The 25047-nt window shown below is 56.7% G+C and carries 24 protein-coding genes, 1 other RNA gene and 1 pseudogene; 11 read left to right on the forward strand and 15 right to left on the reverse strand.

The annotated features are described in order from the left end of the window. On the reverse strand, positions 1–615 hold the full coding sequence (phaR, locus tag COA65_06380) for a polyhydroxyalkanoate synthesis repressor PhaR (protein ID PCJ59384.1): 615 nt from the start codon (positions 613–615) through the stop codon (positions 1–3). 469 nt (positions 616–1084) lie between these two features. Here phaR and COA65_06385 point away from each other — a divergent pair, with 469 nt between their 5' ends. Together COA65_06385 and COA65_06390 are read left to right on the forward strand one after the other, a co-directional pair. Further along, entirely contained in the window at positions 1085–2248 is a 1164-nt protein-coding gene (locus COA65_06385; protein ID PCJ59417.1) for a poly-beta-hydroxybutyrate polymerase, read from the forward strand. A gap of 166 nt (positions 2249–2414) precedes the next feature. After that, positions 2415–3137 carry a beta-ketoacyl-ACP reductase gene (locus COA65_06390; GenBank protein PCJ59385.1) on the forward strand — a complete coding sequence of 241 codons (723 nt, stop codon included), beginning with the start codon at positions 2415–2417 and terminating at the stop codon, positions 3135–3137. Between the two features lie 37 nt (positions 3138–3174). Here the strand turns inward: COA65_06390 and gloB are convergent, their stop codons facing one another. After that, positions 3175–3945 (reverse strand): hydroxyacylglutathione hydrolase, encoded by a 771-nt coding sequence (gene gloB / locus COA65_06395; GenBank protein ID PCJ59386.1) that lies wholly within the window; start codon positions 3943–3945, stop codon positions 3175–3177. 110 nt (positions 3946–4055) lie between these two features. On the opposite strand from gloB, the gene COA65_06400 reads away from it, so the two are divergent. Beyond that, positions 4056–4772 (forward strand): methyltransferase type 11, encoded by a 717-nt coding sequence (locus COA65_06400; protein PCJ59387.1) that lies wholly within the window; start codon positions 4056–4058, stop codon positions 4770–4772. A 5-nt stretch (positions 4773–4777) separates the two neighbouring features. Here the strand turns inward: COA65_06400 and metW are convergent, their stop codons facing one another. Both metW and COA65_06410 read right to left on the reverse strand, forming a co-directional pair. After that, positions 4778–5419 carry a methionine biosynthesis protein MetW gene (gene metW, locus COA65_06405; protein PCJ59388.1) on the reverse strand — a complete coding sequence of 214 codons (642 nt, stop codon included), beginning with the start codon at positions 5417–5419 and terminating at the stop codon, positions 4778–4780. Then, positions 5420–6568, reverse strand: a complete 1149-nt coding sequence (locus COA65_06410) for a homoserine O-acetyltransferase (protein PCJ59389.1) — start codon at positions 6566–6568, stop codon at positions 5420–5422. It lies immediately after the preceding gene. Between the two features lie 152 nt (positions 6569–6720). Here COA65_06410 and COA65_06415 point away from each other — a divergent pair, with 152 nt between their 5' ends. The 4 genes and pseudogenes from COA65_06415 to COA65_06430 all read left to right on the forward strand — a co-directional run bounded on the left by COA65_06415 (position 6721) and on the right by COA65_06430 (position 10199). Then, positions 6721–7620: a hypothetical protein gene (locus COA65_06415; protein PCJ59390.1), complete on the forward strand. Its 900-nt coding sequence runs from the start codon at positions 6721–6723 to the stop codon at positions 7618–7620. Then, the gene (locus COA65_06420) at positions 7607–8695 is read left to right on the forward strand and encodes a histidinol-phosphate transaminase (protein PCJ59391.1); all 1089 of its coding nucleotides are present in this window, start codon (positions 7607–7609) and stop codon (positions 8693–8695) included. Before COA65_06415 ends, COA65_06420 begins: the two co-directional genes overlap by 14 nt. 33 nt (positions 8696–8728) lie before the next feature. Then, complete coding sequence (locus tag COA65_06425; GenBank protein PCJ59418.1) at positions 8729–9625, forward strand: cyclohexadienyl dehydrogenase; 897 nt, start codon at positions 8729–8731, stop codon at positions 9623–9625. Between the two features lie 36 nt (positions 9626–9661). After that, positions 9662–10199: pseudogene (locus tag COA65_06430) on the forward strand (gamma-glutamylcyclotransferase). Between the two features lie 66 nt (positions 10200–10265). Here COA65_06430 and COA65_06435 read toward each other — a convergent pair. The 6 genes from COA65_06435 to ftsE form a co-directional block, all read right to left on the reverse strand. Next, positions 10266–12584, reverse strand: a complete 2319-nt coding sequence (locus tag COA65_06435) for a ribonucleoside-diphosphate reductase, adenosylcobalamin-dependent (GenBank protein PCJ59392.1) — start codon at positions 12582–12584, stop codon at positions 10266–10268. Between the two features lie 263 nt (positions 12585–12847). Further along, on the reverse strand, positions 12848–13570 hold the full coding sequence (locus COA65_06440) for a 1-acyl-sn-glycerol-3-phosphate acyltransferase (GenBank protein PCJ59393.1): 723 nt from the start codon (positions 13568–13570) through the stop codon (positions 12848–12850). Next, positions 13567–14208 carry a hypothetical protein gene (locus tag COA65_06445; GenBank protein ID PCJ59394.1) on the reverse strand — a complete coding sequence of 214 codons (642 nt, stop codon included), beginning with the start codon at positions 14206–14208 and terminating at the stop codon, positions 13567–13569. The genes COA65_06440 and COA65_06445 overlap by 4 nt, the downstream gene beginning before the upstream one ends. After that, the gene (locus tag COA65_06450) at positions 14205–14753 is read right to left on the reverse strand and encodes a D-glycero-beta-D-manno-heptose-1,7-bisphosphate 7-phosphatase (protein ID PCJ59395.1); all 549 of its coding nucleotides are present in this window, start codon (positions 14751–14753) and stop codon (positions 14205–14207) included. The genes COA65_06445 and COA65_06450 overlap by 4 nt, the downstream gene beginning before the upstream one ends. Positions 14754–14756: 3 nt before the next feature. Continuing rightward, positions 14757–15650 (reverse strand): cell division protein, encoded by an 894-nt coding sequence (locus COA65_06455; GenBank protein PCJ59396.1) that lies wholly within the window; start codon positions 15648–15650, stop codon positions 14757–14759. Then, positions 15651–16355 (reverse strand): cell division ATP-binding protein FtsE, encoded by a 705-nt coding sequence (gene ftsE / locus COA65_06460; GenBank protein ID PCJ59397.1) that lies wholly within the window; start codon positions 16353–16355, stop codon positions 15651–15653. It abuts the gene before it with no gap. A 163-nt stretch (positions 16356–16518) separates the two neighbouring features. On the opposite strand from ftsE, the gene COA65_06465 reads away from it, so the two are divergent. Genes COA65_06465 through COA65_06475 form a run of 3 tightly spaced genes read left to right on the forward strand, consistent with a single transcriptional unit; the run spans position 16519 to position 21114 of the window. Further along, complete coding sequence (locus COA65_06465; protein PCJ59398.1) at positions 16519–17169, forward strand: hypothetical protein; 651 nt, start codon at positions 16519–16521, stop codon at positions 17167–17169. 31 nt (positions 17170–17200) lie between these two features. Continuing rightward, positions 17201–17602, forward strand: coding sequence for a response regulator (locus COA65_06470; protein ID PCJ59399.1), 402 nt, complete (start codon positions 17201–17203; stop codon positions 17600–17602). Between the two features lie 17 nt (positions 17603–17619). After that, positions 17620–21114, forward strand: a complete 3495-nt coding sequence (locus COA65_06475) for a hypothetical protein (GenBank protein ID PCJ59400.1) — start codon at positions 17620–17622, stop codon at positions 21112–21114. On the opposite strand, the gene COA65_06480 is transcribed toward COA65_06475, so the two are convergent. The 4 genes from COA65_06480 to ssrA all read right to left on the reverse strand — a co-directional run bounded on the left by COA65_06480 (position 21111) and on the right by ssrA (position 22740). Continuing rightward, complete coding sequence (locus tag COA65_06480) at positions 21111–21383, reverse strand: aryl-sulfate sulfotransferase (protein ID PCJ59419.1); 273 nt, start codon at positions 21381–21383, stop codon at positions 21111–21113. The two genes, COA65_06475 and COA65_06480, sit on opposite strands and share 4 nt — an antisense overlap. Continuing rightward, positions 21383–21694, reverse strand: a complete 312-nt coding sequence (locus COA65_06485; GenBank protein PCJ59420.1) for a transcriptional regulator — start codon at positions 21692–21694, stop codon at positions 21383–21385. The genes COA65_06480 and COA65_06485 overlap by 1 nt, the downstream gene beginning before the upstream one ends. Positions 21695–21829: 135 nt before the next feature. Next, entirely contained in the window at positions 21830–22342 is a 513-nt protein-coding gene (locus tag COA65_06490; protein ID PCJ59421.1) for a hypothetical protein, read from the reverse strand. A gap of 54 nt (positions 22343–22396) precedes the next feature. Beyond that, positions 22397–22740: a transfer-messenger RNA gene (gene ssrA, locus COA65_06495) on the reverse strand. 91 nt (positions 22741–22831) lie between these two features. Between ssrA and COA65_06500 the strand changes: the two genes are divergently transcribed. Continuing rightward, the gene (locus COA65_06500; protein ID PCJ59401.1) at positions 22832–23776 is read left to right on the forward strand and encodes a thymidylate synthase (FAD); all 945 of its coding nucleotides are present in this window, start codon (positions 22832–22834) and stop codon (positions 23774–23776) included. 11 nt (positions 23777–23787) lie between these two features. On the opposite strand, the gene COA65_06505 is transcribed toward COA65_06500, so the two are convergent. Then, on the reverse strand, positions 23788–24915 hold the full coding sequence (locus COA65_06505) for a hypothetical protein (GenBank protein PCJ59402.1): 1128 nt from the start codon (positions 24913–24915) through the stop codon (positions 23788–23790). Positions 24916–25047 lie beyond the last annotated feature (132 nt).

Genomic DNA, 25047 nt, shown 5'->3' on the forward strand with positions numbered 1-25047 from the left:
TCACGCGCTCGATTTCTTGGCAAGTTCTTCCAGTTGCCGCTGCATAACGTCAAGCCGCGCCTGTAACTCGTGAACGGATTGTGTGACGGGACCAGAGGCGCTCGCCACGTCTTCCGCTGTTGTCGGCTCTTGTTTCCCATTGGGGCCGGCGAAAGGGGAGAAGTTTTCCATCGCGCGTTCAAAAATAGCCATGTTCTGTTTGCCGATTTCTTCGAACGAATGAAACGGCTGGGACGCGCTAAACGTGTCTTGCATGTAGTGGCGGAGCTTGTCCTGGTTTTTCGTAAAGCTCTGCATTGAGCATTCCAGGTAGCTTGGCAAAACATCCTGGAGCCCATCTCCATAAAAACCGATGAGTTGACGAAGAAAATTAATTGGAAGCAGGTTTTGGCCTTTCGCTTCCTCTTCAACGATGATTTGCGTAAGCACGGATCGGGTCAGGTCTTCGCCCGTCTTCGCATCGTAGACGACAAAGTCCATTTTCTCTTTTACCATTTTGCAGAGGTCATCCAGCGTGACATAGCTGCTGGTTGCCGTGTTGTAGAGTCGCCGGTTGGCATATTTTTTAATGGTGATGGGGCCGGCGCCTTCGGAAGCGGTTTTTTTTCTGCTCATGACGGGGGAACCCTGTGCGGTTGCGAATGCCGTTGCTGCAGCACAGCATAGCAGGGTTTTTCGCCTTGGGGCATAGGCCGAGATAGGCTCTAGGGGCAGCATGGCGTTGTCAGTATGGCGCTGTCATCTGGCCGGGGGCTGTTTTATGATCCGCTCATGTCACAACCCAAGGAGCCGGAAACCCCGGTAAAGCAACCCAAGGAGCCGGAAACCCCGGATCTTGAGGTTTTGGCGGCCCGTTTTCTTGAGCTTTGGCAGGATCAACTGGCGGCGATGGCGCTGGACCCGGGTAATGTCGAGGGGTTTTCGCGTTTCTACCACCTATTTGCGGATGCCGCCCTTCCCGCTGTATCAGGAGCCGATCATTCAAACGCCGCGCCCCGAAAAGAAGAAAAAGACACCGCCGCCGACCCGGCGCCAAGGCCCACGGCCCCTGGCTCTTCATCTGGCGGCTCCGATGTTCGCGCAGATGAGTTCGAAAAGCGTCTCGCTGACCTCGAAAAACGATTGGGTGCCCTGGAGGAAAAATCTCGCCCCCGCCGTTGAAGCCCTTCGGAAAAATCTGGCGGGAATCGATCCAGAAGCCTTTCGCAAAGCCGTTGATACCGTCGCGCTGCGACAGCAATCGGACACGCTGGCGGGCGTTCTTCGCTATCGGCACCATGCGTATCAACGCACCTTGCCGGCACCACCGGTGGTTTGGCAATCCGGCGCGGTACGCCTGTTCGATTACGGAACCCAGGCAACGGCAAAGAAAAACGGCGTTCCGGTTCTCTTCGTTCCGTCACTGATTAACCGCTCCTACGTGCTCGACCTTTCCGAACGGGCCAGCATGATCCGCTATTTGGCGGGCCATGGCGTCCGGCCCTTTCTTCTCGATTGGGGGACACCAGGGGAAATAGAGCGTCGCTTTACGCTTGCGGATTATATTACCGGCCCCCTGGAAGGGGCTTTCCATGCGGCGCAGTCCCTGGCGGGCGCGCGGGTGGCCATCGCCGGTTATTGCATGGGGGGGCTGTTGGCACTGGCGCTGGCAGATCGCCAGCGGCAATCCGTTCCGGGCTTAGCCTTGCTTGCCACGCCGTGGGATTTTCATGCCGGGGAGGACGGGAAAAATCAGGGGCAGGCGGCGAAGGTGCTTTTTGAATCTCTGGCACCTCTTGTTGATGGGCTTGGTGAAATGCCGGCCGACATTCTGCAAAGCCTTTTCTTTCTTTTAAGCCCGTTTCAGGCGGCACGAAAATTTCGCGCCTTTGCATCCCTTGATCCCAACTCTGCGCGTGCGCGAAATTTTATGGCGCTTGAGGATTGGATCAATGACGGGACGGCCTTGGCGGCCCCTGTGGCCAGGGAATGCTTTCTCGATTGGTATGGGGCCAATTTGCCGGCGCGGGGGGAGTGGAAAATTGCGGGTCGCAAATTGCGCCCGGAAAACTTTGATCGCCCGGCTTTTCTTTGCATTCCCAGTCAGGACTATATCGTGCCGCCAGCCTCGGCCCGCGCGCTGGCCGAGGCCTTGCCCCAGGCGGAAACGCGGATACTTGCCAGCGGTCACATTGGCATGGCCGTCAGCGCCCAGGCGCGGGACACCCTCTGGCGACCTCTCGCAGAATGGCTTCGGAATCTTGTCTGATCGCTGAGGGTCACTGACACGCGAAGCCGCTGCTTCCACCCTGGCCGGAAAGGCGAGCCAGTACAAACAACAAATTACAATAATATTGCTATATCAAATTAAAATATGATATTAATGCAATTAATAAATTAGATTATTAGTTTATTATTTTAATATTGGAGGGAGCATGGGGCGCGTGGTTCTGGTAACGGGCGGCATTCGCGGGATTGGTGCCGCCATCGCAAAGACCTTGAAGGCGGCCGGTTACGAGGTGGTTGCCAATTATCATCAGGACGACAGGAAGGCGACGGAATTCCACGCCGCCACCGGCATTCCGGTCTACAAATGGAACGTTGCCGATTTTGCTGCCTGCGAGGCCGGTGTCGCGGAGGTTGCCGCCGCGCTTGGGCCGGTGGCGGTTCTCGTCAACAATGCCGGCATCACGCGTGATTCGGTTTTGCGTAAGATGACGCCGGACGCATGGGGCGAGGTTCTTCAGACGAATCTCACCTCCTGTTTCAATATGTGCCGATGCACGATCGAGAAGATGTACGCGCAGGGTTTTGGCCGCATCATCAACATCGGCTCGATCAACGGGCAGTCAGGCCAGTACGGCCAGGTAAATTATGCTGCGGCAAAATCCGGTATGCATGGTTTCACGAAAGCGCTTGCTCTGGAGGCGGCGTCGAAGGGAATCACCGTAAACGCGATTGCGCCCGGCTATATCGACACCGAGATGGTGCGTTCCGTTTCCCAGAAGGTGCTGGAAAAAATCGTCGCCAAGATTCCGGTTGGGCGATTGGGGCAGGCGGAAGAAATTGCCCGCGGGGTTCTTTTTTTAGCCGCCGACGAAGCGGGTTTCGTGACGGGATCGACGTTATCGATCAATGGTGGCCAACACATGTATTGAGGGGCCTTCAAGACGGCGCAGTCTGGGAGCTGTCTTTCTAGAAGCTGTCTTTGCGGCGGCGGATTTCGGCAAAAACCTGGGCTGGCGGCGCGCCCTTCATGCCGACGGCCTGGGCGATGGTTTCCGTGTCTGCGCGAAGGAACGGGTTTGCCAGGCGTTCCATTGCGATCGTCGAGGGAACGGTTGAAATTCCCTGGGCGCGTTTTTTGTCGATTTCCTGAGCGCGTATCAGCAAGTCCGGATTGTCAGGGTCGATGCTTAACGCAAAATGCGCATTGGCCTGGGAATATTCATGGCCACAGAGAACAAGCGTTTCATCCGGCAACGCACGAAGACGTTTAAGAGATTCCCACATTTCCTCTGGCTCGCCTTCAAAGAGACGTCCGCATCCTAAAGAAAAAAGGGTGTCGCCGCAAAAAAGCGCCCTGCTTTCGCGGAACCAGAAGGCAAGATGCCCATGGGTATGGCCGTCCACTGCGATCACCTCGCCCACGGCCGATCCCACGCGTATGGTGTCGCCATCCGAAACGCCAAGATCGATCCCGGGAATACGGTCGGCGTCATGCCTCGGGCCCACGACCTTGCAGCCCGTCATCCGTTTAAGATCCAGATTGCCGCCGGTATGATCGTGGTGGTGGTGGGTGTTCAGGATGTAATTGAGACTCCAGCCGCGCTCTGTCAACGCGCGTAAAACCGGATCCGTGACGGCGGGGTCAATGACCGCGGTGACATAGTCGACCGGATCGTGGATCAAATAGCTGTAATTGTCCTGAAGCAACGGAATTTGCTGAATCGCCAGCCTGCTCATCGCGTTTCTTCCCTGCTGGTTCGCAGTCAAACCTAGCACCATTCTTTTGGCTGCGACATGTTGAAAGGATACGGAATTTTGACCCGGTTTTGTGGTAACTTGAGCGGATCATGTGGCGGGACGTTGTCGACATACGCGATTTTTACGCGACCGGTCTTGGCCAGGTCGCGCGCCAGATGATTTGGGCCGGCCTGCGCGGATTGTGGCCGAATGTAACCGGGTTGTCGGTCTTGGGCCTGGGCTATGCGATCCCCTATCTTGACCCCCTCCGCAAGGAAGCGGCTTGTACGCTGGCGGTCATGCCGGCTTCCCAGGGAACCCTTCCCTGGCCGCCGAGAGGGCCGGGTCTGACGGCGCTTGCAGCGGAATTCGCCTTGCCCTTTCCGGACCTTTCGCTGGATCGGGTCCTGCTCGTCCATGGGCTGGAATTCGGCGACCAGGTGCGTCCGATGCTGCGCGAAATATGGCGGGTGCTTGGGGATGGGGGACGTCTTCTCGTCGTCGTTCCGAACCGGCGGGGCATTTGGGCCCGCATGGAACGAACGCCCTTTGGCCATGGCAGTCCCTATACGGCGTCGCAACTCTCCCGGCTGCTTCGTGACAATATGTTCACGCCGGTTGAAACCCGTCGGGCACTTTCCATGCCACCGACGTCTTCGAAGCTGTTGTTGCGTTCGACCGCAGTCTGGGAAAAAGTTGGGCTTCGCTGGTTCCCGGGCTTTGCAGGCATCCTGTTAATGGAAGCGAGCAAACAGATTTATGCCGTGACGCCCGCAACCCCGCAACGGCGCAAAGCCTATGCGCCGGTTTCGGACAGCGTCTCTTGAAACGGTTAATCTTTGCCGCGTAACTGGAAGATGGCCTGTTCGCCAAAAAGATTTGGAAGAAGATGGGCCGCCAAATTGGATTGGCCTGTCCGTCCGGCATGGTCGAGCGAAATTCGTTTTTCTACGATAATCCCAAGTTCGTCGCAGAGGCTGATAAAATCGCGAATGGTGCAATTGTGAATGTTCGATGTTTCGTACCATGGCGTATTGAAGGCGCCTCTTGTGGGCATTTGGCCGCGTAGTAGTAGATCCGTTCGGACCCGCCAATACCCAAAATTATGGAAGGAAACGATCGCCCGGCGACCGATGCGCAGCATCTCGAAAAGCACCTCTCTTGGCGCACGCATCGCCTGCAAGGTCTGGCTGAGGATGACGTAATCGAAGGAATGGGACGGATAATCCTTCAAATCCATTTCCGCATCGCCCTGGATGACGGAAAGCCCGCGGCTGACACAAAGATAGACGCGTTCCTGTTTGATTTCGATTCCGCGACCGTCGACATCTTTTTCGTGCACGAGGTAGTCGAGAAGACGGCCATCGCCACAGCCAAGGTCCAGGACGCGGCTTTTGGGCGTGACCATCTCTGCGATGCGTTGCAAATCGACGCGGATGGCTGGAAGGCCTTTGTTTGTGAGGGGTTCCGTCATCTACGTGCCCAGACCCCGATGTTCGGAAGCCCCGTTTAAGAACCCGCGGAGGGTTTCCATGAATTTGGGCTCGTTCAGGAGAAAGGCATCGTGACCGGTGTCGGTTTCAATCTCGATGAAGCTGACATTCGCTGCGGCCCCGTTCAGGGCGTGGACAATCTCCCGGCTTTCCGACGTTGGGAAAAGCCAGTCGCTGGTAAACGAGAGGATGCAAAAACGGGTTTTTGTCCCACGAAACGCGTTTGTCAACACGCCGTCATGTGCTTCGGCCAGGTCAAAATAGTCCATCGCGCGCGTGATGTAGAGGTAGGCGTTTGCATCGAATCGATCAACAAACGTGCTTCCCTGATGGCGCAGATAACTTTCGACCTGAAAATCCGCATCGAACCCATAGGTCACGACCTTTCGGTCCTGCAGGGCGCGGCCAAATTTTCGGGTCAAGGCCGCTTCCGATAGATAGGTGATATGGGCCGCCATGCGCGCCACGGCCAGTCCTCGCGTCGGTCGCTTCCCATAGCTGAAATAATCCCCGCCATGCCAATCGGGGTCGGCGATGATGGCCTGGCGGCCAACTTCATGAAAGGCGATGTTTTGGGCAGAGTGTCGCGCCGCCGCCGCAATGGGGACGGACGTGAACACACGTTCTGGGAAGCTGACGGCCCATTGGAGAGCCTGCATGCCTCCCATCGAACCGCCGATGACGCAAAACAGCTGGTCGATTTTCAAGTGATCAAGCAAAAGCGCCTGCGCGCGCACCATGTCGGCAATGGTGATTCCCGGAAAATTAAGGCCATATGGCTTGCCGGTGGCAGGGTCGGTTTCTTTCGGTCCGCTCGTTCCCATGCAACCGCCCAGCACGTTCGAGCAGATAATGAAGTACCGGTCCGTATCCAGTGGTCGCCCGGGGCCAACCATAAGGTCCCACCAGCCGGGCTTCTTTTGTTCCGGATGTGGGCCGGCGACATGTTGGTCGCCCGTCAGCGCGTGGCAGACCAGGATCGCATTCGAGTGGTTGGCGTTCAGCTTCCCATAGGTTCGATAGGCGACGGAAAAAGCGCTCAGGTCGGCGCCGCAGTCGAGACGAAGCGGCGTTTCGATCCCCAGCTTGACCGTTTCACTCTTGGAAATGACGTCGCTAGCCTGGGGCATGGTTGTGCTTGCGAGGTGCTCGCGTCCTATAGAGAATGAAACAGGAATGGGTGCATAGCTAGGTTCCACGGCGCGAACTGTCAATGTTTTCTTTGATTTTCGAGGGCTCTCCGATTACTACTAACGCCTTGCTGGATATGGTTTAGAGCGGGATGACGGACGGAAAATCTCTTGCAGAGCTGCGCCGTGATATCGATCGGATCGACGATAGCATTCAGGAGCTTCTATGGCAGCGCACAGATGTTGTTGAAGAGGTTCGGGCATATAAGCACAAGCGGCGTGTTTATCGACGCGGCGGATTCTTTCGGCCCAGCCGCGAAATTGAAATCTTAAGGCGATTGCTTCGCCGTCATCAGGGCCTTTTTCCGGAAAAAGGGATTGTCCAGATTTGGCGGACGATTATCGCCTCGCATTTGGCCGCTCAGGAACATTTTACCCTTGCCGTTTATCGCCCGAAATCGAAAGACCCATGCTGGAATCTTGCGCGCGAACATTATGGATCCATCGTCCCGACGACCTATGCCGCTTCGATAACAACGGTGCTTAAGAAAGTCGCGGACCGAACTGTGTCGGCGGGCGTGCTTCCAGTGCCGCGAAAAAAGGACGATGCGTGGTGGCGGCACCTTGTCGATCGATTTGATGATTTGCGGATTGTCGCAGGCCTTCCCTTCGTTGACTTTGAAAGGGACGCGGGCGACGTACAAGCCGTGATCGTTGCGCCGATGGCGCCAGAGCCAAGCAGCAAGGACTGCAGTTTTTTTGTCGTTGAATCGGAGAGAGCAATTGGTCCGGCACGTCTTGCGGAGGCGCTTGCTTGCGAGAAGATAGCGGGCCGTTCTTTCCATGGGTGGCGAAGCCCAACCGGGCGTCGTCGGAGCTTTGCCCTGGTTGAAGCGGAAGGCTTTTTCGATGGAGCGGACCCGGTGCTGGCGCGCATTCGCCAGCACCTTGGCGAGGCGGTCCTTGGGATTCGTGTTCTTGGAAGCTACGCCGTGCCCCTGTCTGGAATGAAACCCAAGAAAAGCAGGAAATCTTCCCGTGGCCGCACTTAAAGTCCGACCAGGCATTTTGCAGATCGCACCCTATGTCGGGGGGGCTTCGCATCTTCCCGGCATGACCGATGTGATGAAGCTTTCGTCAAACGAAAGTGCGCTGGGCCCAAGCCCAAAGGCAATTGAGGCATATTTGGCTGCGGCGACCGATCTGCATCGCTATCCGGATGGCCGCGCGTGCGCCTTGCGCGAAGCCATCGGCCAGCTGCATAGCCTGAACCCGGATCGCATCGTTTGCGGCAATGGCTCGGATGATCTGCTGGCCTTGCTGGCCCGGGCTTACGCCGGGCCGGAGGACGAAATCCTCTACAGCGCACATGGCTTTCTACTGTTTCCAATTTTGGCCCATGGCGTCGGCGCTACCCCAATTGCGGTGCCGGAAAAAGACATGACGGTCGATGTGGACGGATTGCTCGCGCGGGTAACGCCTCGAACGCGGATTGTTTTTCTTGCCAATCCGAACAACCCGACGGGAAGTTATCTGAATGGGGGGGGGCTTCGCCGCTTGCGGAAAAAATTGCCATCGGATGTTCTCTTGGTGATTGATGCGGCCTATGCGGAATTTGTGACAGCGGCGGATTATACGCCGGGGGTTGATTTGGTGGATGCCGGGGAAAATGTCGTTATGACCCGGACGTTCTCGAAAATTTTTGCCTTAAGTGCCCTTCGGCTTGGTTGGGCCTATTGTCCGGGGCCGGTTGCAGATGTACTGAATCGACTGCGCGCGCCTTTCAATGTTGTTGGCCCGGCGCAGGCGGCGGGGATCGCGGCCTTGAAAGATGTTGCGTTTTTTGACCAGGCGAAGGCGCATAATACGAAATGGCGGGCGTGGCTTGCCGAGGCCTTGGGAAAGAGTGGACTTCACGTTTATCCGAGTGTTGCGAATTTTCTTCTTGTGCGCTTTCCTGACGATCCGTCACGGAATGCCGAAGCTGCAAACCGGGCCTTGAACGAACGGGGCATTCTTCCCCGAAAGCTTGCGAGTTACGGCTTGCCGGATTGTTTGCGAATTACGATCGGCAAGGAAAAGGAAATGCGCGCGGTGGCGGCGACACTTGCCGATTTTATGAAATAAGACGTTATGGATCACGCCTCTAGGGACCCCGCAATGGCATCACCAGCATCTCCCCCTTTGTTTGAAACGGTTGCGTTGATCGGCCTGGGGCTCATTGGGTCTTCTCTTGCGCGTGTCATGAAACGCGAAGGCCTTGCCGGAAAAATTATTGGCTGCGCGCGCAGTGAGGAAAACCGCGCCCTTGCGCGCAAGCTCGGCTTCGTCGATCGCGTAGAGGCGGATGCGGCGAAGGCCGTGGAGGGGGCGGATCTTGTCGTCCTTTGTACGCCGATTGGTGCCTATAAGGCGGTTGTTGAAACCATCGCGCCGCATCTGAAAAAAGGTGCGATCTTAAGCGACGTGGGCTCGGTCAAAGAGGCCGTGTTGCGCGATTTAAGTGCGCTTGTTCCAGACGGCATTCATTTCGTTCCGGCGCATCCGGTCGCCGGGACCGAACATTCTGGCCCAGAGGCTGGGTTTGACACGTTGTTCGAGGGGCGTTGGTGCATTTTGACTCCGGCGGAGGGGACGGCGTCCGAGGCCATTGCGCGTGTCACCGAACTCTGGCGGCGTGCGGGCAGCCAGGTTGAAATTATGGATGCCGCCCATCATGACAAGGTGATGGCAATTACATCCCATCTGCCGCATCTAATCGCGTACACCATCGTTGGGACGGCAACGGATCTGGAAGGCAGCGAGCGCGCCGAAGTTGTCAAGTTTTCCGCATCAGGCTTTCGCGACTTCACCCGTATTGCGGCTTCCGATCCGGTGATGTGGCGGGATATTTTTCTGAACAATCAGGATGCGGTGCTTGAGATGTTGGGCCGTTTCACGGAAGATCTTGCCGCCCTGCAGCGCGCCATTCGCTGGGGGGATGGGAAGGCGCTTGAAGAGCTGTTTACGCGCGCGCAGGCAATCCGCCGCAGTGTTGTCGACGCAAAACAGGCATAACCGAACCAGGCTCGCATTTGTTTATAGGGATGGCGTATGTCAACCGACGGCGAAACGGTCTGGGTTTTTGCCTATGGCGCGTTGATGTGGAAGCCGGAATTCGAATATCTTGAAATCCGGTCGGCGTTGCTGCGCGGCTATCACCGGGCGTTCTGTATTTTTTCCCATGTTTACCGGGGCTCGGTGGAAAAGCCGGGTCTGGTCCTTGGTCTTTCCCGCGGCGGTGCTTGTCGGGGGCGAGCCTTTCGTATCTTGCGCGCATGAGGCGTCAGTGCTTGCCAATTTGGACGCGCGCGAACAGGTGACAGGTGTTTATCTGCGCCGCCAGCTTCCCATTGATTTGGGCCGAACCCTGGGCCGGACCCATGCCCATGCCTATGTGGCGGACCCGGCCCATGTTCAATATGCGGGGAAGATGGCGTCGGCGCTGGCGGCACGCATCATTGCAGCAGGCAGCGGTTCCATGGGGACCAATCGCGACTATTTTGAAAGCACGGAAGCCCATCTCGAAGCGCTCGGCATTCGCGATACGGGCCTGCAACAGATTCGAAGATTCCTGCCGTCGGCTTCATGAAGCCTGTCGCGCAACGCCTGTCGCGCACCGTGAAAAATGTAGATATAGCCGGAAGGGTCCGTGGCCTTACGCGCAGCGCGAATAATCGCAAGATGTGCAAAGATCGCAGCCTTCCTGGTGGATAACGCTTGCCGCGCCGCATTTCGGGCATTGGGAAAGGCCCCGGGCGGGCGGGCTGGAAATTTTGTCTTCCGCCGGTGTTGGTGCCTTTCTTCCGGCTTTTGGTTCCGCCAGAAAACCAATTTCGATCATGTGGCGTTCAATCACTTCGCCAATGGCGGCAAGCAGGGAGGGCACGTAACGTCCACCCATCCACTGGCCGCCGCGCGGGTCGAAGACGGCTTTTAATTCTTCAACGACAAAGGATACGTCCCCACCACGGCGAAAAACGGCGCTGATCATACGGGTAAGGGCGACCGTCCAGGCGTAGTGTTCCATGTTCTTCGAGTTGATAAAAATCTCAAACGGTCGGCAGCGGCCATCTCTGAGCACGTCGTTGATGGTGATGTACATGGCGTGATCGCTGTCCGGCCATTTGAGCTTGTAGGTGCGGCCCGGCAGTTCGCCCGGCCGGTCAAGGGGCTGGGTCATGTAGACGACCCCGCTGCCCTCCAGCGCATCTTCCGGTCGCGGCCCGGCGTCACGGGAATCAAGGGGTAGTTCTTCCTGCGCCGTTTCCGTTTCCGGGGTGTCATTGGCGACCAGCACCGCACCCGTAATCGCGTTGGGACGGTACGTTGTGCAGCTTTTACAGCCCATTTCATAAGCGTCGAGATAGACGCTCTTGAAGGCTTCGAAGGAAAGGCTTTCCGGGCAGTTGATCGTTTTTGAGATCGAACTGTCCACATAGGCCTGAACGGCAACCTGCATGTCCAGATGTTCACGCGTTGTCAGGTGCTGCGTGTTGACGAAATAGTCCGGAAGGGGGGCGTTTTTGCCTCTGAGACGGCGATAGAGACGGTAGGCGTAATCGCTTACATCTTCTTCGCGTCGGGTGCCGTCCGGCATCTGGATGGTGCGTTTGTAGGTGTAACTGAATACCGGTTCCAGGCCGGAAGAGACGTTGTCCGCAAACAATGAGATTGTGCCTGTCGGCGCAATGGAGGTCAGCAGCGCGTTGCGCATGCCTTTCTTGCGGATGGCGTCGCGGACGTCGGCGTCCAGTTCACCGATGGTCTGGCCTGCGAGATAGCTTTCGGCGTCGTAAAGGGGAAAACAGCCTTTTTCTTCGGCAAGCGCCGCCGAGGTAAGATAGGCGGCGCGCTGGATATTGTGCATCCATTCCTTCGTCAGCTTGATTGCGCGTTTGCCGCCATACCTAGCCTCACAAAGAATAAGCGCATCCCCAAGGCCGGTCACCCCAAGGCCGATCCGCCGCTTCGCTTGCGCTTCCTCGCGCTGTTGCGGCAGGGGGAATTTTGAAATGTCGATGACGTTGTCGAGCATGCGAATGGCCGTGGCGACAAGTTTGGAAAGGTTGTCCGGGTCGATCCGCGCGTGTTCTGAAAACGGGTTTTGAACCAGACGCGCCAGATTAATGGAGCCAAGCAGGCAGGCACCGTAGGGCGGCAAAGGTTGTTCGCCGCAAGGGTTTGTCGAACGGATGTCTTCGCAGAAATAGAGATTGTTGCGCTGGTTGATCCGGTCGATGAAGATGACGCCGGGTTCTGCATAGGCATAAGTCGCCCGCATGATTTTGTCCCACAATGCGCGCGCCGGCAGGCTGTTGTAACAAACCCCGTTGAAGACAAGCTCCCACGACGCATCTTCCTTCAGCGCCTTCATAAACGCATCCGTCACCAGGACGGAAAGGTTGAACATGCGCAGGCGTCCTGCCTCCTGCTTCGCTTCGATGAAGGCTTCGATATCGGGATGGTCGCAGCGCATCGTGGCCATCATGGCACCGCGCCGCGAGCCGGCGCTCATGATCGTTCGGCACATGGCATCCCAGACGTCCATGAAGGAAAGCGGGCCGGAGGCATCCGCGCCGACGCCATGAACCGGGGCCCCCTTCGGACGGATTGTTGAAAAGTCATAGCCGATACCGCCGCCCTGCTGCATCGTTAGCGCCGCTTCCTTCAGATTTTCGAAGATGCCACCCATGTCATCGGGAATCGTTCCCATGACGAAGCAGTTGAAAAGCGTCACGTCGCGCCCGGTCCCGGCACCGGCGAGGATGCGACCGGCCGGCAAAAAACGGCAATCTGCCATGGCGTCATAGAAGCGGTCCGCCCAGTGCGACGCATCTTTTTCCGGCTGGGCAAGGGCGTTCGCAACCCGCCGCCAGCTATCCTCGATGGTCTTGTCCACAGGCTCGCCGGTCCTGGCCTTCAGGCGATATTTCATGTCCCAGATTTGTTGGGAGATCGGAGCAATAGAGACCATGACGGCGCTTTCGCCTCGTGAATGGGTGGGCGTTGCAACTCCCCAGAATAATTGGGAAGTCCTTCTAAACACTAGGGATTTTTAGATTTGACCCTTGACTCTAAGGAGGTGGCTTGGCGTCGTCAAGGGAATGTTCCTGTTATGTTTCCACACGAGAGGCAGCCGGGAAGTCCATGTTTCCTAGTCATATTTTCAGGTTACCCCGGCTTTTCAAGTTATCCACAGCTTCATCCACACCATGGCGCTGTAAAATTTGGCCGGCGTTACGCTGCCCCTTCTGCTTCCGCGACAAGCCTATCGGTAGCGCCTTCAATCCGTTGCTCAACTTCTTCCAGAAAGGCGGATTTCCCGAGTCCTTCAGGAATGGGGGGCAGGAATTCCAGGACAATTTTTCCAGGGCGTTTCAGAAAACTTCGACGGCTCCAATAGAGGCCGGAATTCAATGCCACCGGCACGACCGGCAGGTGAAGATGCGTGTAAAGCGCCACAATGCCCGCGTGATAGGGGCTGTGGCTTCCCGGTGCCACCCGCGTTCCTTCTGGGAAAATGACGATGGGGCGGCCTTCCTCGGCGGCCTTTCCGGCGCTTCGCAGCATCCGCCGAAGCGCTGCGACGCCACGCGTTCGGTCGATTGGCACGAGGCCAGCTTTGCGGACGTAAAGGCCGAAAACCGGTATGAGGAGAATTTCGCGTTTCAGAACGAAACTTGGATCGCGGAGGAGAAAAACATACGCCATCGTTTCCCACGCGGATTGGTGTTTCGAGGCGACAAGAAAGGCACCTTCCGGCAAATATTCCCGCCCGCGAATTTCAGCCGTAATGCCGACGACATGCGACAGCAGCCACGCCATGCCTCCGGTCCAAAATCGCTGCAGGCAAATCAGATAGCGCCGTGGAAGCAGCAGAATGGGCAGACAGGCAAATGCAAGGAACGTCGTCCCGCCAAAGAACAGCAGGTTAAAAAGGGCGGATCGCAGAAAGATCATGATGGCAAGAAGTCATACATGATTTTGGACGCGAAAAAGCGCAAATGCGCCAAAAGAAATTTATGATATTCGAGCAGCGCTAGTTTTGCAGATCCCGGCCACCGCCACCATTGGTTGCGATGGAAGTTTTTCGGAAAAACGGGGTGAGGAATAATTTTTAGATTCGGTAGCACTTGGCGGAATTCCAATAGGCTGCGTGGCATGTGATAGTTTGCCGTCACCAGACGCAGGGATTGCAATTTCTCCTTCGTTGCCCAGCTTGCTGTTTCGCGGGCATTGCCGATGGTGTCGCGTGCTTCGTAGCCGAGTTTGATGCAGCAATCGGCATTCTCCGATGCCAGATTTTCTTCTGGAAGGATATCGCGTGCCTGTACACGCGCATTCACGCCGGAAATAAAAAGTTTCCCCCCCATTGCGGACCGATAGAGGCGAACGCCAACCTCCAGGCGATTGCTGCCGCCTGTGAGAACGACAATGGCGTCGGTGCGCGTTTCCGCGTCCACGACGCGTTCCGGTATCTGCTCGACAAAACGGATAAAGCCGTAAGCCCAGGCCAACCCGATGCCGGCAAGAAAAAGGATGGCAAAAAACCATGGCCTCCGCGAGGGGCGTTTGCGAAAAATAGGCGCCCGCCTCATCTTCCATTCTCCAATAGGACATCCACCGCCTCGGAAAGGTTCTCATAGATTGCGACGGGAAGCACATGTTTTGGCAGCTTTGCCGCCTGGGTTGCGGCCCCCATGCCGGTGCGAACCAGAATTCGGGGGCAATGCACCGCCGCCGCTGCTTCCAGATCGCGAAGCGCATCGCCAATTATTGGCGTTGTCTTCGGGTCCGCCGAAAACCGCCGCAGCGCGTCGGTAAGCATGCCAGGGTTTGGCTTTCGGCGTGGCCCCGGCGCGTCGGGGGGGTCCGTGCAGTAGAAAATGGCATCCAGCGAGGCGCTATCCTTATGCAGTTCGTTGCGCAAATGGTTGTGGATATGATGAAGCATGGCCGTGTCGATAATCTTGCGGCCGACGACCGCCTGGTTTGTTACCAGCGCCACCCGGATATTGGCCTGATTGAGGCGCGCAATGGCCTTTCCGGCTCCGGGCAGCATGACAAGCTCGCCCGGATGCTTGACGTAATCCGTCCGGTTTTCATTCAACACGCCGTCGCGGTCGAGAAGAACAAGCTGCATGGCCTATAGCATCCGGGAAAGTTTTCGAAGCACCGTTATTCGGGCAGCGAGCATGGCGATAAAGGCCGTCGCGATTGGCAGGGCGGCGATGGCGATCCAATGCCGGGTCGCGAGCGAAAATCCGGAGAGCATTTCAATGTCGAGGCTTTCAACCAATCTTCCGGTGATAAAGATTGTGAGGGCGGCCAGCGCGGCGCCCATTGCGCCGCCACGAAAGCCTACCCGCATCGCGTGGGATTGAAACTGTGTGGCAATATAGCTGTCCCGGGCACCAAACGTATGGAGAAGCGCAATCGTATTTTGATGGATGGCAAGCCCGGTATGCGTCGTGAAAATGATCATTGCAACCGCGGTCAGCCCGGTCAGCAGGACAACGAAGCCGGCTGCGAATTTGAGGATGCGTGCCAGGGCAGTCAGACGTTCCGACCAGCGTTTGTGATCGTCCAGAGAGGCGCCCGGCACTTCTGCGGCCAATTGTGCCTCAAGCTTTGCCAAATTGGGCGGTTGTGCCGTGTCCAGCGTCACGTCGATCAGTTTTGGCAAGGGCAGTTCCTGAAGGATGTCCCCGCTGTTGAGCCAGGGTTCGAGCAAGGTTGCGATTTCGCCGTCCGTCAAGGCCTCGGCGCGGAGGACACCCGGCGTCTGCTGTAAAATCTCGAGGGTTCTTGCGAGGCGGTCGCCGAAGGTGCCGGGGAAAGAATCTCCCGGGCCGGGCGGCAGAAGCTGGACGGTGACGGTTCCGGAAAGCCCGCGGTCCCAGCGTTCAAGCGCCACCCCGATGGAAAGCGCGCCGCTTAGCGCGAGACCGGCCAGAAACACCATTAGGGCGATAATCCATGGCAGGGTTCGTGCCGCTGGGTCACGGCGAAACTGAAGCTCGACAGGCCGTGAAAACATTCAGACCATTCCCTGTATGTCGTTATTTTCCGAAGCCACGGCATCGTGCGACCGTGTTACGACATTGCCATTGGCAAGGCAGATCTGTGGGTATTCGAACTGCCCCACAAGCGCCTCGCTGTGGGTGGCGATAACGACCGTCGTGCCGATTTTGTTGAGTTCTTCAAACAGGCGAAGGATGCGCATGGCGCTTTGTTCATCGACATTGCCGGTCGGCTCGTCGGCAAGCAGAAGGCTTGGTCGCGAGATCACGGCCCGGGCAATGGCAACCCGCTGTTTTTGGCCTCCAGAGAGGGTCGGCGGGCGGGCGTTGATCTGGTCGGTAAGACCAACCCAGTTGAGCAGTTCTGTGACATGTTCGACGATCTGTTTTTTCTTCGCACCGGCAAGGCGAAGCGGCAGCGCGACATTTTCAAGGGTGGAGAGGTGGTCAAGTAGGCGGAAATCCTGAAAAACAATGCCGATACGCCGCCGCAGGGCCGGGAGAGCGGGGCGGGGCAGAGTTGTCACATTCTTGCCAAAAAGCTGCATCTCGCCACGCGTCGGCCGCTCGGCAAGGTACATAAGCTTCAAAAGGGTCGATTTTCCGGCGCCGCTGGGTCCGGTGAGGAAATGGAAGGACCCGGACGCCAATTCGAATGAGATGTCGTTAAGGACTTCCTCCCCAGAGCCGTAACGCATGCCGACATTCTGGAGCCGCACCATGTGGGTCTTTTTCGTGCTCACTCGGCCTCCAAAAGCTAGGGAATGCAGGCGAGAGAGGATTGCACAGAGGGTGTGACCGCGTCCAGCGCCCATGCCACGGCTCTTGCCATTCAAACGGACCTCCGACTATAAAATCAGGCAGTTCTCTTTAGGCGATTCGTAAATGCTTCTTAATTGCAGTGCCTGTTCGTCGCGATATTTGGTTGATCCGCATGTCTTTAGGCAGGGCGGCCGCAAGGTCCGTTGTGCAAAATGCGCCCATGTCTGGTTTCAGGAGCCGCCATTTGATGCCCCGGAATCGGGCGCGTCCCCCTCTCTGGAACCGCGCGCCATTCCAAAAGGCTCGAACCTTCCGAGCGTCCAGAACGCCTCGACGGGGGGGCGGAATTTTCTGGGCTGGGCAACGCTTTTGCTCTTTATCGCGGGGGGACTCGCCATTGGATTTCTTGCGCGTCAGCAGGCCATCACCGCGTGGCCCCCGATTGAACGGCTCTATTCCGCAGTGGGGTTGGCACCTGAGCTTGTGGGCGCAGGGCTTGAAATTCGCAGTGTCACATCCGGGCGCATGCTTGAAGGCGACAGCCAATGGCTGGTCATAAAAGGCGAAATCCTGAATGCGTCCAGGCAGGTTCTAGACGTTCCCAGACTCTCTGGCACGCTTCAGAATTCAGCCGGTCAAACGGTTCACGGATGGTTTTTTGTCGCCAACGAGATGCGCCTTCTTCCCGGCGAAATTGTGGTTTTTAAAACACGTGTCAAAGACCCTGCGCCGACAGCCGATTCCGTGGTCGTCGGCTTTTCCAGGCGCGACTAAAAATCCTGATTTTTATACAACGGTCCAGCGAATGGCGCGTATTTTAGTAGCTGAAGATGACGAGTCCGTACGGCAATTCGTTGCCCGTGCGCTAACCCATGGTGGCCACGAGGTGACCGTAAGCGAGAACGGCTTGCTTGCTCTCGACAGGCTTGCGGCGGAATCCTACGACCTGTTGTTGACGGATATTCTTATGCCGGGGATGGATGGCATCGCTCTTGCCCTGAAAGCTTCAAAAGAAAACCCAGACATGCCGATCCTCTTGATGACCGGCTATGCAGCGGAAAAACAGCGTGCGCACAATCTCAATGTTTTAATTTATCGCGTGATTTCAAAGCCTTTTACCCTTAAAGGAATATGTGATGTCGTTGACGACGCGCTGGCGGACAAAAGCGGTCGCGGCCCTGGAAGCATCGATGGCAAAAAGCAGTAATTGAAAGTCAAAGTCCCATGGACAAAAAAAATAAAAAAAGAATCCTTTACGGTATTTTTGCCGCTGTTTTTTCTCTGATTTTTCTTGCGTTGATTGTTCCAAGTTTCATTGATGCGAATCAGTACAAGAACCTCATTGCGGACGAGGTGCGTTCCGCGACGGGCCGCGCGCTTACCATTGAAGGCGATATTGATCTTACGATTCTTCCGGCACCAGCTGTCTCCATTTACAAAATAAAATTTGCCAATCTTGAAGGGGGCGCCAGTCCCGATATGGCGCAGATTGCGGTCCTTCGCGTGCGCATTGCGCTTTTTCCTCTTTTTACCGGTCGCATCCAGGTTGAGAGCATTTCGGTGATCGATCCGGTCATTGCGTTGGAAAAATTGGCCGATGGCCGTGTGAATTGGGAGTTTGCACCGCAGGCTGGCGAGGGTGCGGTGGGGCAGGAAGCCACGGCGACATCAACGGCGGCGCCAACAGAGAAAACAGCGGATACGGGTGCGGCTGCAAACGCAATCCAGATCGATCAATTTACGATTGAAAATGGCACGCTTATTTACCGGGATGCGAAATCGGGTGTGCTTGAGCGCATCGAAAAGTTCAATGCGACCATTCGTGCAAAATCGCTTGTTGGACCGTTCCATGTGGATGGTGGCCTCGTTGTGCGTGGCATGCCGCTCTCGCTTCGTCTTGGCACGGGGCGTCTTGTCGAAGGGCCGGGCACGCCGATTAATCTAGAGATTGCTATTGAGGATGGGGCCGGGGGTGCGACGCTTGCTTTTTCTGGAACGCTTTCATCGCCCAATCCGATGGGGGTGCTTACCGGGACGTTGATGGCAAAAAGCGAGAACCTTGCCGCCGTAATCGGCAGGTTTGGCGTTGCGCGAAATGCGCCTTTGCCGGGGTTTGTTGCCCAGGAATTTTCCTATGAATCGTTGCTTGTCGCATCCGCCAGTAATTTTGAGCTTCGGGAAATCATGCTCGGTTTCGGCGATGCCACGGCCAAAGGTGGCGTGAAGCTGCGCCTTGGAAAAACCGTCGATGCCGAGGTGAACGTCCAGGCCACGACAATTGATTTTGACCGTTGGCTGGCGATGAAACCTCAGGACGCGCGCGAAAGGGAAACGGTGACGGAAACGGTTTTGCCGCGTGGTGCCGGTGCCCCTTCCCAGGCGGCCAGGAAAAAGGACGCAGAAAAAACCGCCTTCGTGCTTCCAAAGGATATCAACGCTTCTTTCAATTTCGCCGTTGATTCAATCCTTTTCAACGGTGCGGCGATACGAAAGGCACATATCTATGCGTCACTTGGCGATGGCGAACTCACCATCGATCAGGCAACGGCGCAATTTCCGGGGGGCGCCAGCCTTTCGATGTTTGGTTTTGTGTCTGCCGTAAAAGACGCGCCACATTTCGAGGGGGATCTGGATTTCCGTTCGGAAAATCTGCGCAGTCTCCTCAATTGGTTGCGGGTAGATATTGCTGACGTGCCTGCGAACCGCATGCGAGGGGCGTCGCTGACGGCAAAGCTTGCGGTGACTCCGGCGCGCGTGACTCTCAAAAAACTAAAGTTGAAACTTGATGAATCCCAGATGACGGGCACGCTTTCCATGGCGTTTTCGGGGCGGCCGGACGTGCGCGGCAATCTGTCCCTGAACCGGCTGAACCTGGATGCCTATCTTGGAAAAGAAAAGAAACTTTCCCGCACGAGCACACGTGCCGCAGGCGCGAAGGCTACAGGTGCGAAGGCTGTGGCTGCGACCCCTGCCAAAAAATCTTCCGGGGGGTCGGGCAAAGAAAAGGAGGCGTTATCGGCCTTGAAAGGGTTGGAAGATTTCGATGCCGATCTTTCTTTTTCACTGGATCGGCTTGTTTTCCAGAAACAGGCAATCTCCGGCATTCGTTTAAGCGGCGCGCTTGCGAAGGGGGTGCTGACGCTTCGTGATGCCAGCGTTCGGGATCTTGCCGGCACGCGGGCGAAACTCTCCGGCCGTGCGAGTAAATTTTCCGACACGCCGCAATTCGATGTTCATCTGGATCTTCGCTCAAAAGATGTGAGCCGACTGTTTCGCCTGACTGGCGATGCGCCGCCCCCGGCAGCAGAAAAACTTGGTGCGACAACCCTGAAGGCCCGGCTCACGGGCGGGCTTAATCGTTTGAAAATCACCGCTGATCTTGGCGTCGCAAAAGGCTTTGTACGCGTCAGCGGGGATGTTGGAAATTTGCTGGAAGCGCCGGATTTCAACCTTCACCTTGCGGTTGAACATAAAAACCTTGTCTCGCTTTTGCAGGTTTTCGACTATCGGCCAAAATCGGCAAAGCTGGGGGCGCTTTCCCTGAAGGCGCGGATGGAGGGAACGGCTGCCTCCGTGGCTTTTTCAGGGATTGATGGCCGCATCGGGCCTGTAAAAATTGCCGGGAAAATGGGGGCCAGGCTCGACGGGCCGCGACCGGTGATTACGGCCCGGCTTGAGGCCGGGGAAATTCCGGTGCATCGCTTCCTTCCGGCGGCGCGCACGCGCGCCGCTTCGTCTGCCGTTCCACGAAAGGGCGGGCCCGCTCCCCGTCAAGGTGGAAAAGGCAGTGCCTCGCATTGGTCAAAGGCACCGCTTGACCTTTCCGGTCTTCGCCTTGTCGACGCGACGATCGATCTGTCGGCGGCGGTCCTTGTCTACGACAACCTTCGCGTTAAAAATCCGCGCCTGGGCGTCGCGCTTAAGGACGGTGTGCTTGAACTCAGCAAGCTTTCCGGAAGTCTTTTTGGCGGCACGTTTGATGCGATGGCAAGCCTTGCGGATCACAAGCCTGCGACAGTGAACGGCAAGCTTGTTGTGCGCGGCGCGAACATTAAAAAAGCGTTGTTTGCCTCTTCCGGTTTCGACCTGGGCGATGGCAATCTGGATTTCGATGTGGATCTGAAGGCATCGGGGAACAGCGAGCATGCCCTTGTTTCCGCTCTTCATGGCCTGGCGGACCTTCGCGTTAAAGATGGCGTCGCCAAGGGGTTTGATCTCGACGCGGTAAGTGCGCGGCTAAACAATCTGAACAGCCCGGCTGCCTTTCTCGGCCTTCTGGATTCGGCCCTTTCCGGGGGCGAGACGCGGTTTCAGGAATTGCGTGGCAAGGTCCGGGTCGCAAACGGCATCGCCAAGATGGAAGACATGCGCATGCAGGCGAAATCCGGCACCGCCGATCTTTCCGGAAAGGTGGACCTTCCGAACTGGAACATGGACCTGCGGGCGGATTTCCATCTTGCTTCCGAGCCGGGCGCGCCGGTCTTTGCGATGCTTTTGAGGGGTCCGCTGGACGCACCGCATCGCCGTTTCGATACGAAGCAGTTCCAGAACCATCTCCTTAAAAAGGGCGTTGGCAGCCTGTTAAAAAAGATATTGCCGTTCAAGAAGAAAACGCCAGAGGCATCCACAAACGGCGAAACGGAAGGTGGCAAGGAAACAGCACCGCTGCCGGATCCGGAAAAAATCATCAAGGATCTCTTTAAGGGCTTTGGGTTCTAAGGCAGGTCGGTTTTGCCGTCGGGTTTGCGATCCTGTGCCGCGCGCTCTCGAAACGTCTGCAGAATATGAATGCGAATTGCGCTTGAGAGATTGCTCGGGTTTTCTCGGTCAATTTCCGTGACGAGGTGATTGATCGAGATGCGGCGCTCTGCCGCCAGTTCGGCCAGGGTTTCCCAGAAAATTTTCTCAAGCGAGACGCTTGTCCGATGCCCCGACACGATTACGGAGCGTTTGCGAATTGGATGCATGTCGGTGGCTTCCTTGGCCATCATTGCCTTTTTTCCGCTGTACCTGCTGCCGATTTCCGTTTCCCTTTCTTTGGGCGTTTGGCGCGAAGTGCCACCGCAAAAGCCTTGTGTGCCCACGCGCAAAGTGCTTCCGGATCCTCCATGATGTCGGCGGGAACCTCAAAATAGGAAATCGTCATGCGGGGGTCCTTGTCGAAGGCCTGGATCGAATGGTGAATGCCATGGGCGTGGAAATCTTCACGGTTCCCATCGTCCACTTTCAGATAAAGGGTGTCGTCAAAAAGGAGGGCAAACGGAAATCCATCCCTATAAATGCAATGGCCGCCAAACATGCGGCGCTGGGAAAGCGGTCCAAGCGGCTTTAACAAATCAAAGATATAATCAATAAATTCTGAGCTTGCAGGCACGGAACGAATTTCACTTTGTCGTGGGTTGTTGAATTCGTCTGGATGGCAGCATTCAGAGGCTTATTTTTTGCGGAAGCTATCCAATGGGATCACTTCTGCGGTGGTGTCGTCCTTGGTTTGATCCGCCGCGGTTTCGGTTGCCGCTTTTTTCTGGATAGCCGTTGCAGGCTGTGGCCGAGACGAGGCGTCCTGCAAGGGCGTTGCGGCACTTTCCGATTCCTTGTCGCCACGGCATTGCAGGCCGAAACGTACGGAAGGATCGACGAAGCTGGTGATTGCCGCGAAAGGTACGATCAGCTTTTCCTGAAGATTGTTGAAGCTGAGCGTGACCTCAAACAGGCTGTCTGTGATGTTTAAATCCCAAAACTGATTTTGGAGGACAATCGTCATTTCGTCCGGGTAACGGGTTCGCAGGCTGTCTGGAATGTTGACGCCGGCATGGGTTGTCCGGAACGAAATATAAAAATGACGACCGCCAAGAAGGCCCTCTTTGGCAATTTGGGTCAGAACCGTTTGAACCAGCTGGCGCAGCGTATCCTCATAAAGACGGTCGTAGTCCATGTCGCTGTTCATGTGCCCCATCATTTTTTCCGGCGGTCCATTTCGCCGGTGTTGCGAACTGCAGGCGGTGGGGGGCTTCTGTTGCCCGGTGCCCCCCGGACCGCGCTTGCTTATTTAAGCAGCGAGTGCATAACGATTGTTGTCATTGGCACTTATAAAACGACCCGATAACGGTGGTATCATACCGAGCAAAAATTAAGCCTTTACCACGCGCGTCGATCCTGTTTCGCCCCCATAAGCCCCGCTTGTCCCCTGTTGAAAATGACCCAAGGTCTGCGGGTGTAAAAAATATGGTGGAGGCGCCGGGTACTGCCCCCGGGTCCGCTACGCCTATTTCACTTAATGTTTATCGCCATAGTCGGAAAACCGACCCTTTCAATATAGGCGCTTCGGGGGGCCATGAAAAGATGGGCTGTGTCACGTTTTTGGTCTGCCGGAGCGCTGGCGTTGACCAGGGCCAGACGCTAGAGTGCCCGACCGGATAAATGTGTGGAACATGAGATGCCGCTTACGCCCGAACAGCTTCAGGAAATCGAGGCCCTGCGCACGAACCAGAAGCCGACCTGTCGTGCGACGGTCCCCATGCTTGAAGAGGTCCTTTACCAGGCCATGCCGGTGCTCGATCACGGCTTTGTCCGGGTTGTGGACTATATGGGGGATGATGGCGCCATCGTTCAGGCGGCCCGGGTTTCCTATGGCAAGGGAACGCAGAAAACCCGCGAAGATCAGGGGCTTATCAATTATTTGATGCGCCACCGGCACACGACGCCGTTCGAAATGTGCGAAATCAAATACCATATAAAACTGCCGATTTTCGTCGCCCGGCAGTGGATTCGCCATCGTACGGCCAGCGTGAATGAATATTCCGCCCGTTATTCTATTTTAGATCGGGAGTTCTATATTCCGGCCCCGGAACAGCTTGGGATGCAGTCTTCGGACAATCGCCAGGGCCGTGGGGATGTTCTGCAGGGCGAGGAGGCGGAACGGGTTCTGCAACTGTTACGCGAAGATTCGGACCGCGCCTATCAGCATTATATGGAAATGCTGAACACCGACGAAGAAGGCAAAATTCTTGACCCAAACCGTTCGGGACTGGCGCGCGAGCTTGCGCGGATGAATCTCTCCTTAAATTTTTACACCCAGTGGTATTGGAAGACCGATTTGCATAATTTGATGCATTTCCTGTCGTTGCGCGCCGACCCGCATGCGCAGCATGAAATTCAGGTTTATGCGCAAGTGATGCTTGATACGATGAAACGCTGGGTGCCAATGACGCATTCGGCTTTTCTTCAATACCGCACGGGTGGTCTCCATCTTTCGGCGGCGGCGCTTCGCGTCGTTCGTCGCATGTTGGCAGGGGAAAGCGTTACTCAGGAAGAAACGGGGTTGGGCGCCCGCGAATGGCGCGAGCTGATGGCGACCCTGAAGGACAGCACAGACGGCTAGCAGGCCGCGTCTTAATCCCCGGATTCTGCTTGCTGGGTTTTCAGTTTTTCCCAAATACGATCGGCAATTTTTCGATAGGCTTTGGCGTGCGGGCCGTCCGGTTCGGCGATGACGATGGGGTTCCCGTCGTCCGCGTGCTGGCGAATGGCAATGGCCAGCGGAATTTCACCCAGAAAATCCACGTCAAGGCGATGGGCTTCCGCCTTTGCGCCACCCTGATTGAAAATCGGCGTCTGGTGGCCGCAGTGAGGGCAGGTGAAATTGCTCATGTTCTCGATGATGCCGAGAACCGGCACGTGAACTTTCCTGAACATATTTAGCCCCTTCCGGGCATCGAGAAGGGCAAGGTCTTGCGGCGTCGAGACGATCACAGCGCCGGTCAGCGGCGCGTTCTGTGCCAGGGTCAACTGGACGTCGCCCGTACCGGGCGGCAGGTCAAGGACGAGAACGTCAAGCGTCCCCCAGCGAACGTCGCGAAGGATCTGTTCAATCGCGCGCATGACGATTGGACCCCGCCAGATGACGGGTTCGCCCGCCTCGACCAACAAGCCGATGGACATGCAGGCGATACCGTGATTTTCGATGGGGAGAAGTGTCTTGCCATCGGGGGAATGGGGCTTGCCGGTCAAGCCCATCATGTGCGGAATGGATGGGCCGAAGACGTCCGTATCCAGGAGGCCAACGCGCAGGCCGTTCGCCTTGAAGGCAAGCGCCAGATTGACGGCGGTCGTTGATTTGCCGACGCCGCCCTTGCCGGAGGCCACCGCCAGTAATGCGCCCACGCCAGGCACCGGCGCGATCGCTCGCGCACCCTCCGGTGGTGCGCCCTCCGGTGGTGCACCTTCCGGCGGCTGGCGGGAAGCTTCGGCGCCTGGGGCTGTTTCGGCGGTAAGCACGACGGTTGTTGAAACGATGCCGGGAAGGGCTTGTACGGCTTTTTCGGCTGCCTTACGGATCGGTTCGAGTTTTTGTGCCCGGGACGGCGCGACTTCCATGACGATGACGACGTTGCCGTCCTTGTTGATGACGTTCGTCACCAGGCCGCTTGTGACGATGTCTTTGCTGCTTTTTGAGCCGTTTGCCGGATCGAGAATTTCTCGAAGGGCGTTTTGAATGTCCGGATGATCTGCAATTGCCATCTTTTATTTCTCTCTTTTCTTCCGCCTTGGGCCCTTTGCGGAGGCGGCGTTGCGCTGTTAGGCATTATTATGGAGGCCGTTATTGCGTGGCCACCCAAGCTGTCATATAAGGCTCTGGAGAGTGCTTGAAAA

It is taken from the genome of Rhodospirillaceae bacterium, from assembly GCA_002746255.1.
Classification (GTDB): domain Bacteria; phylum Pseudomonadota; class Alphaproteobacteria.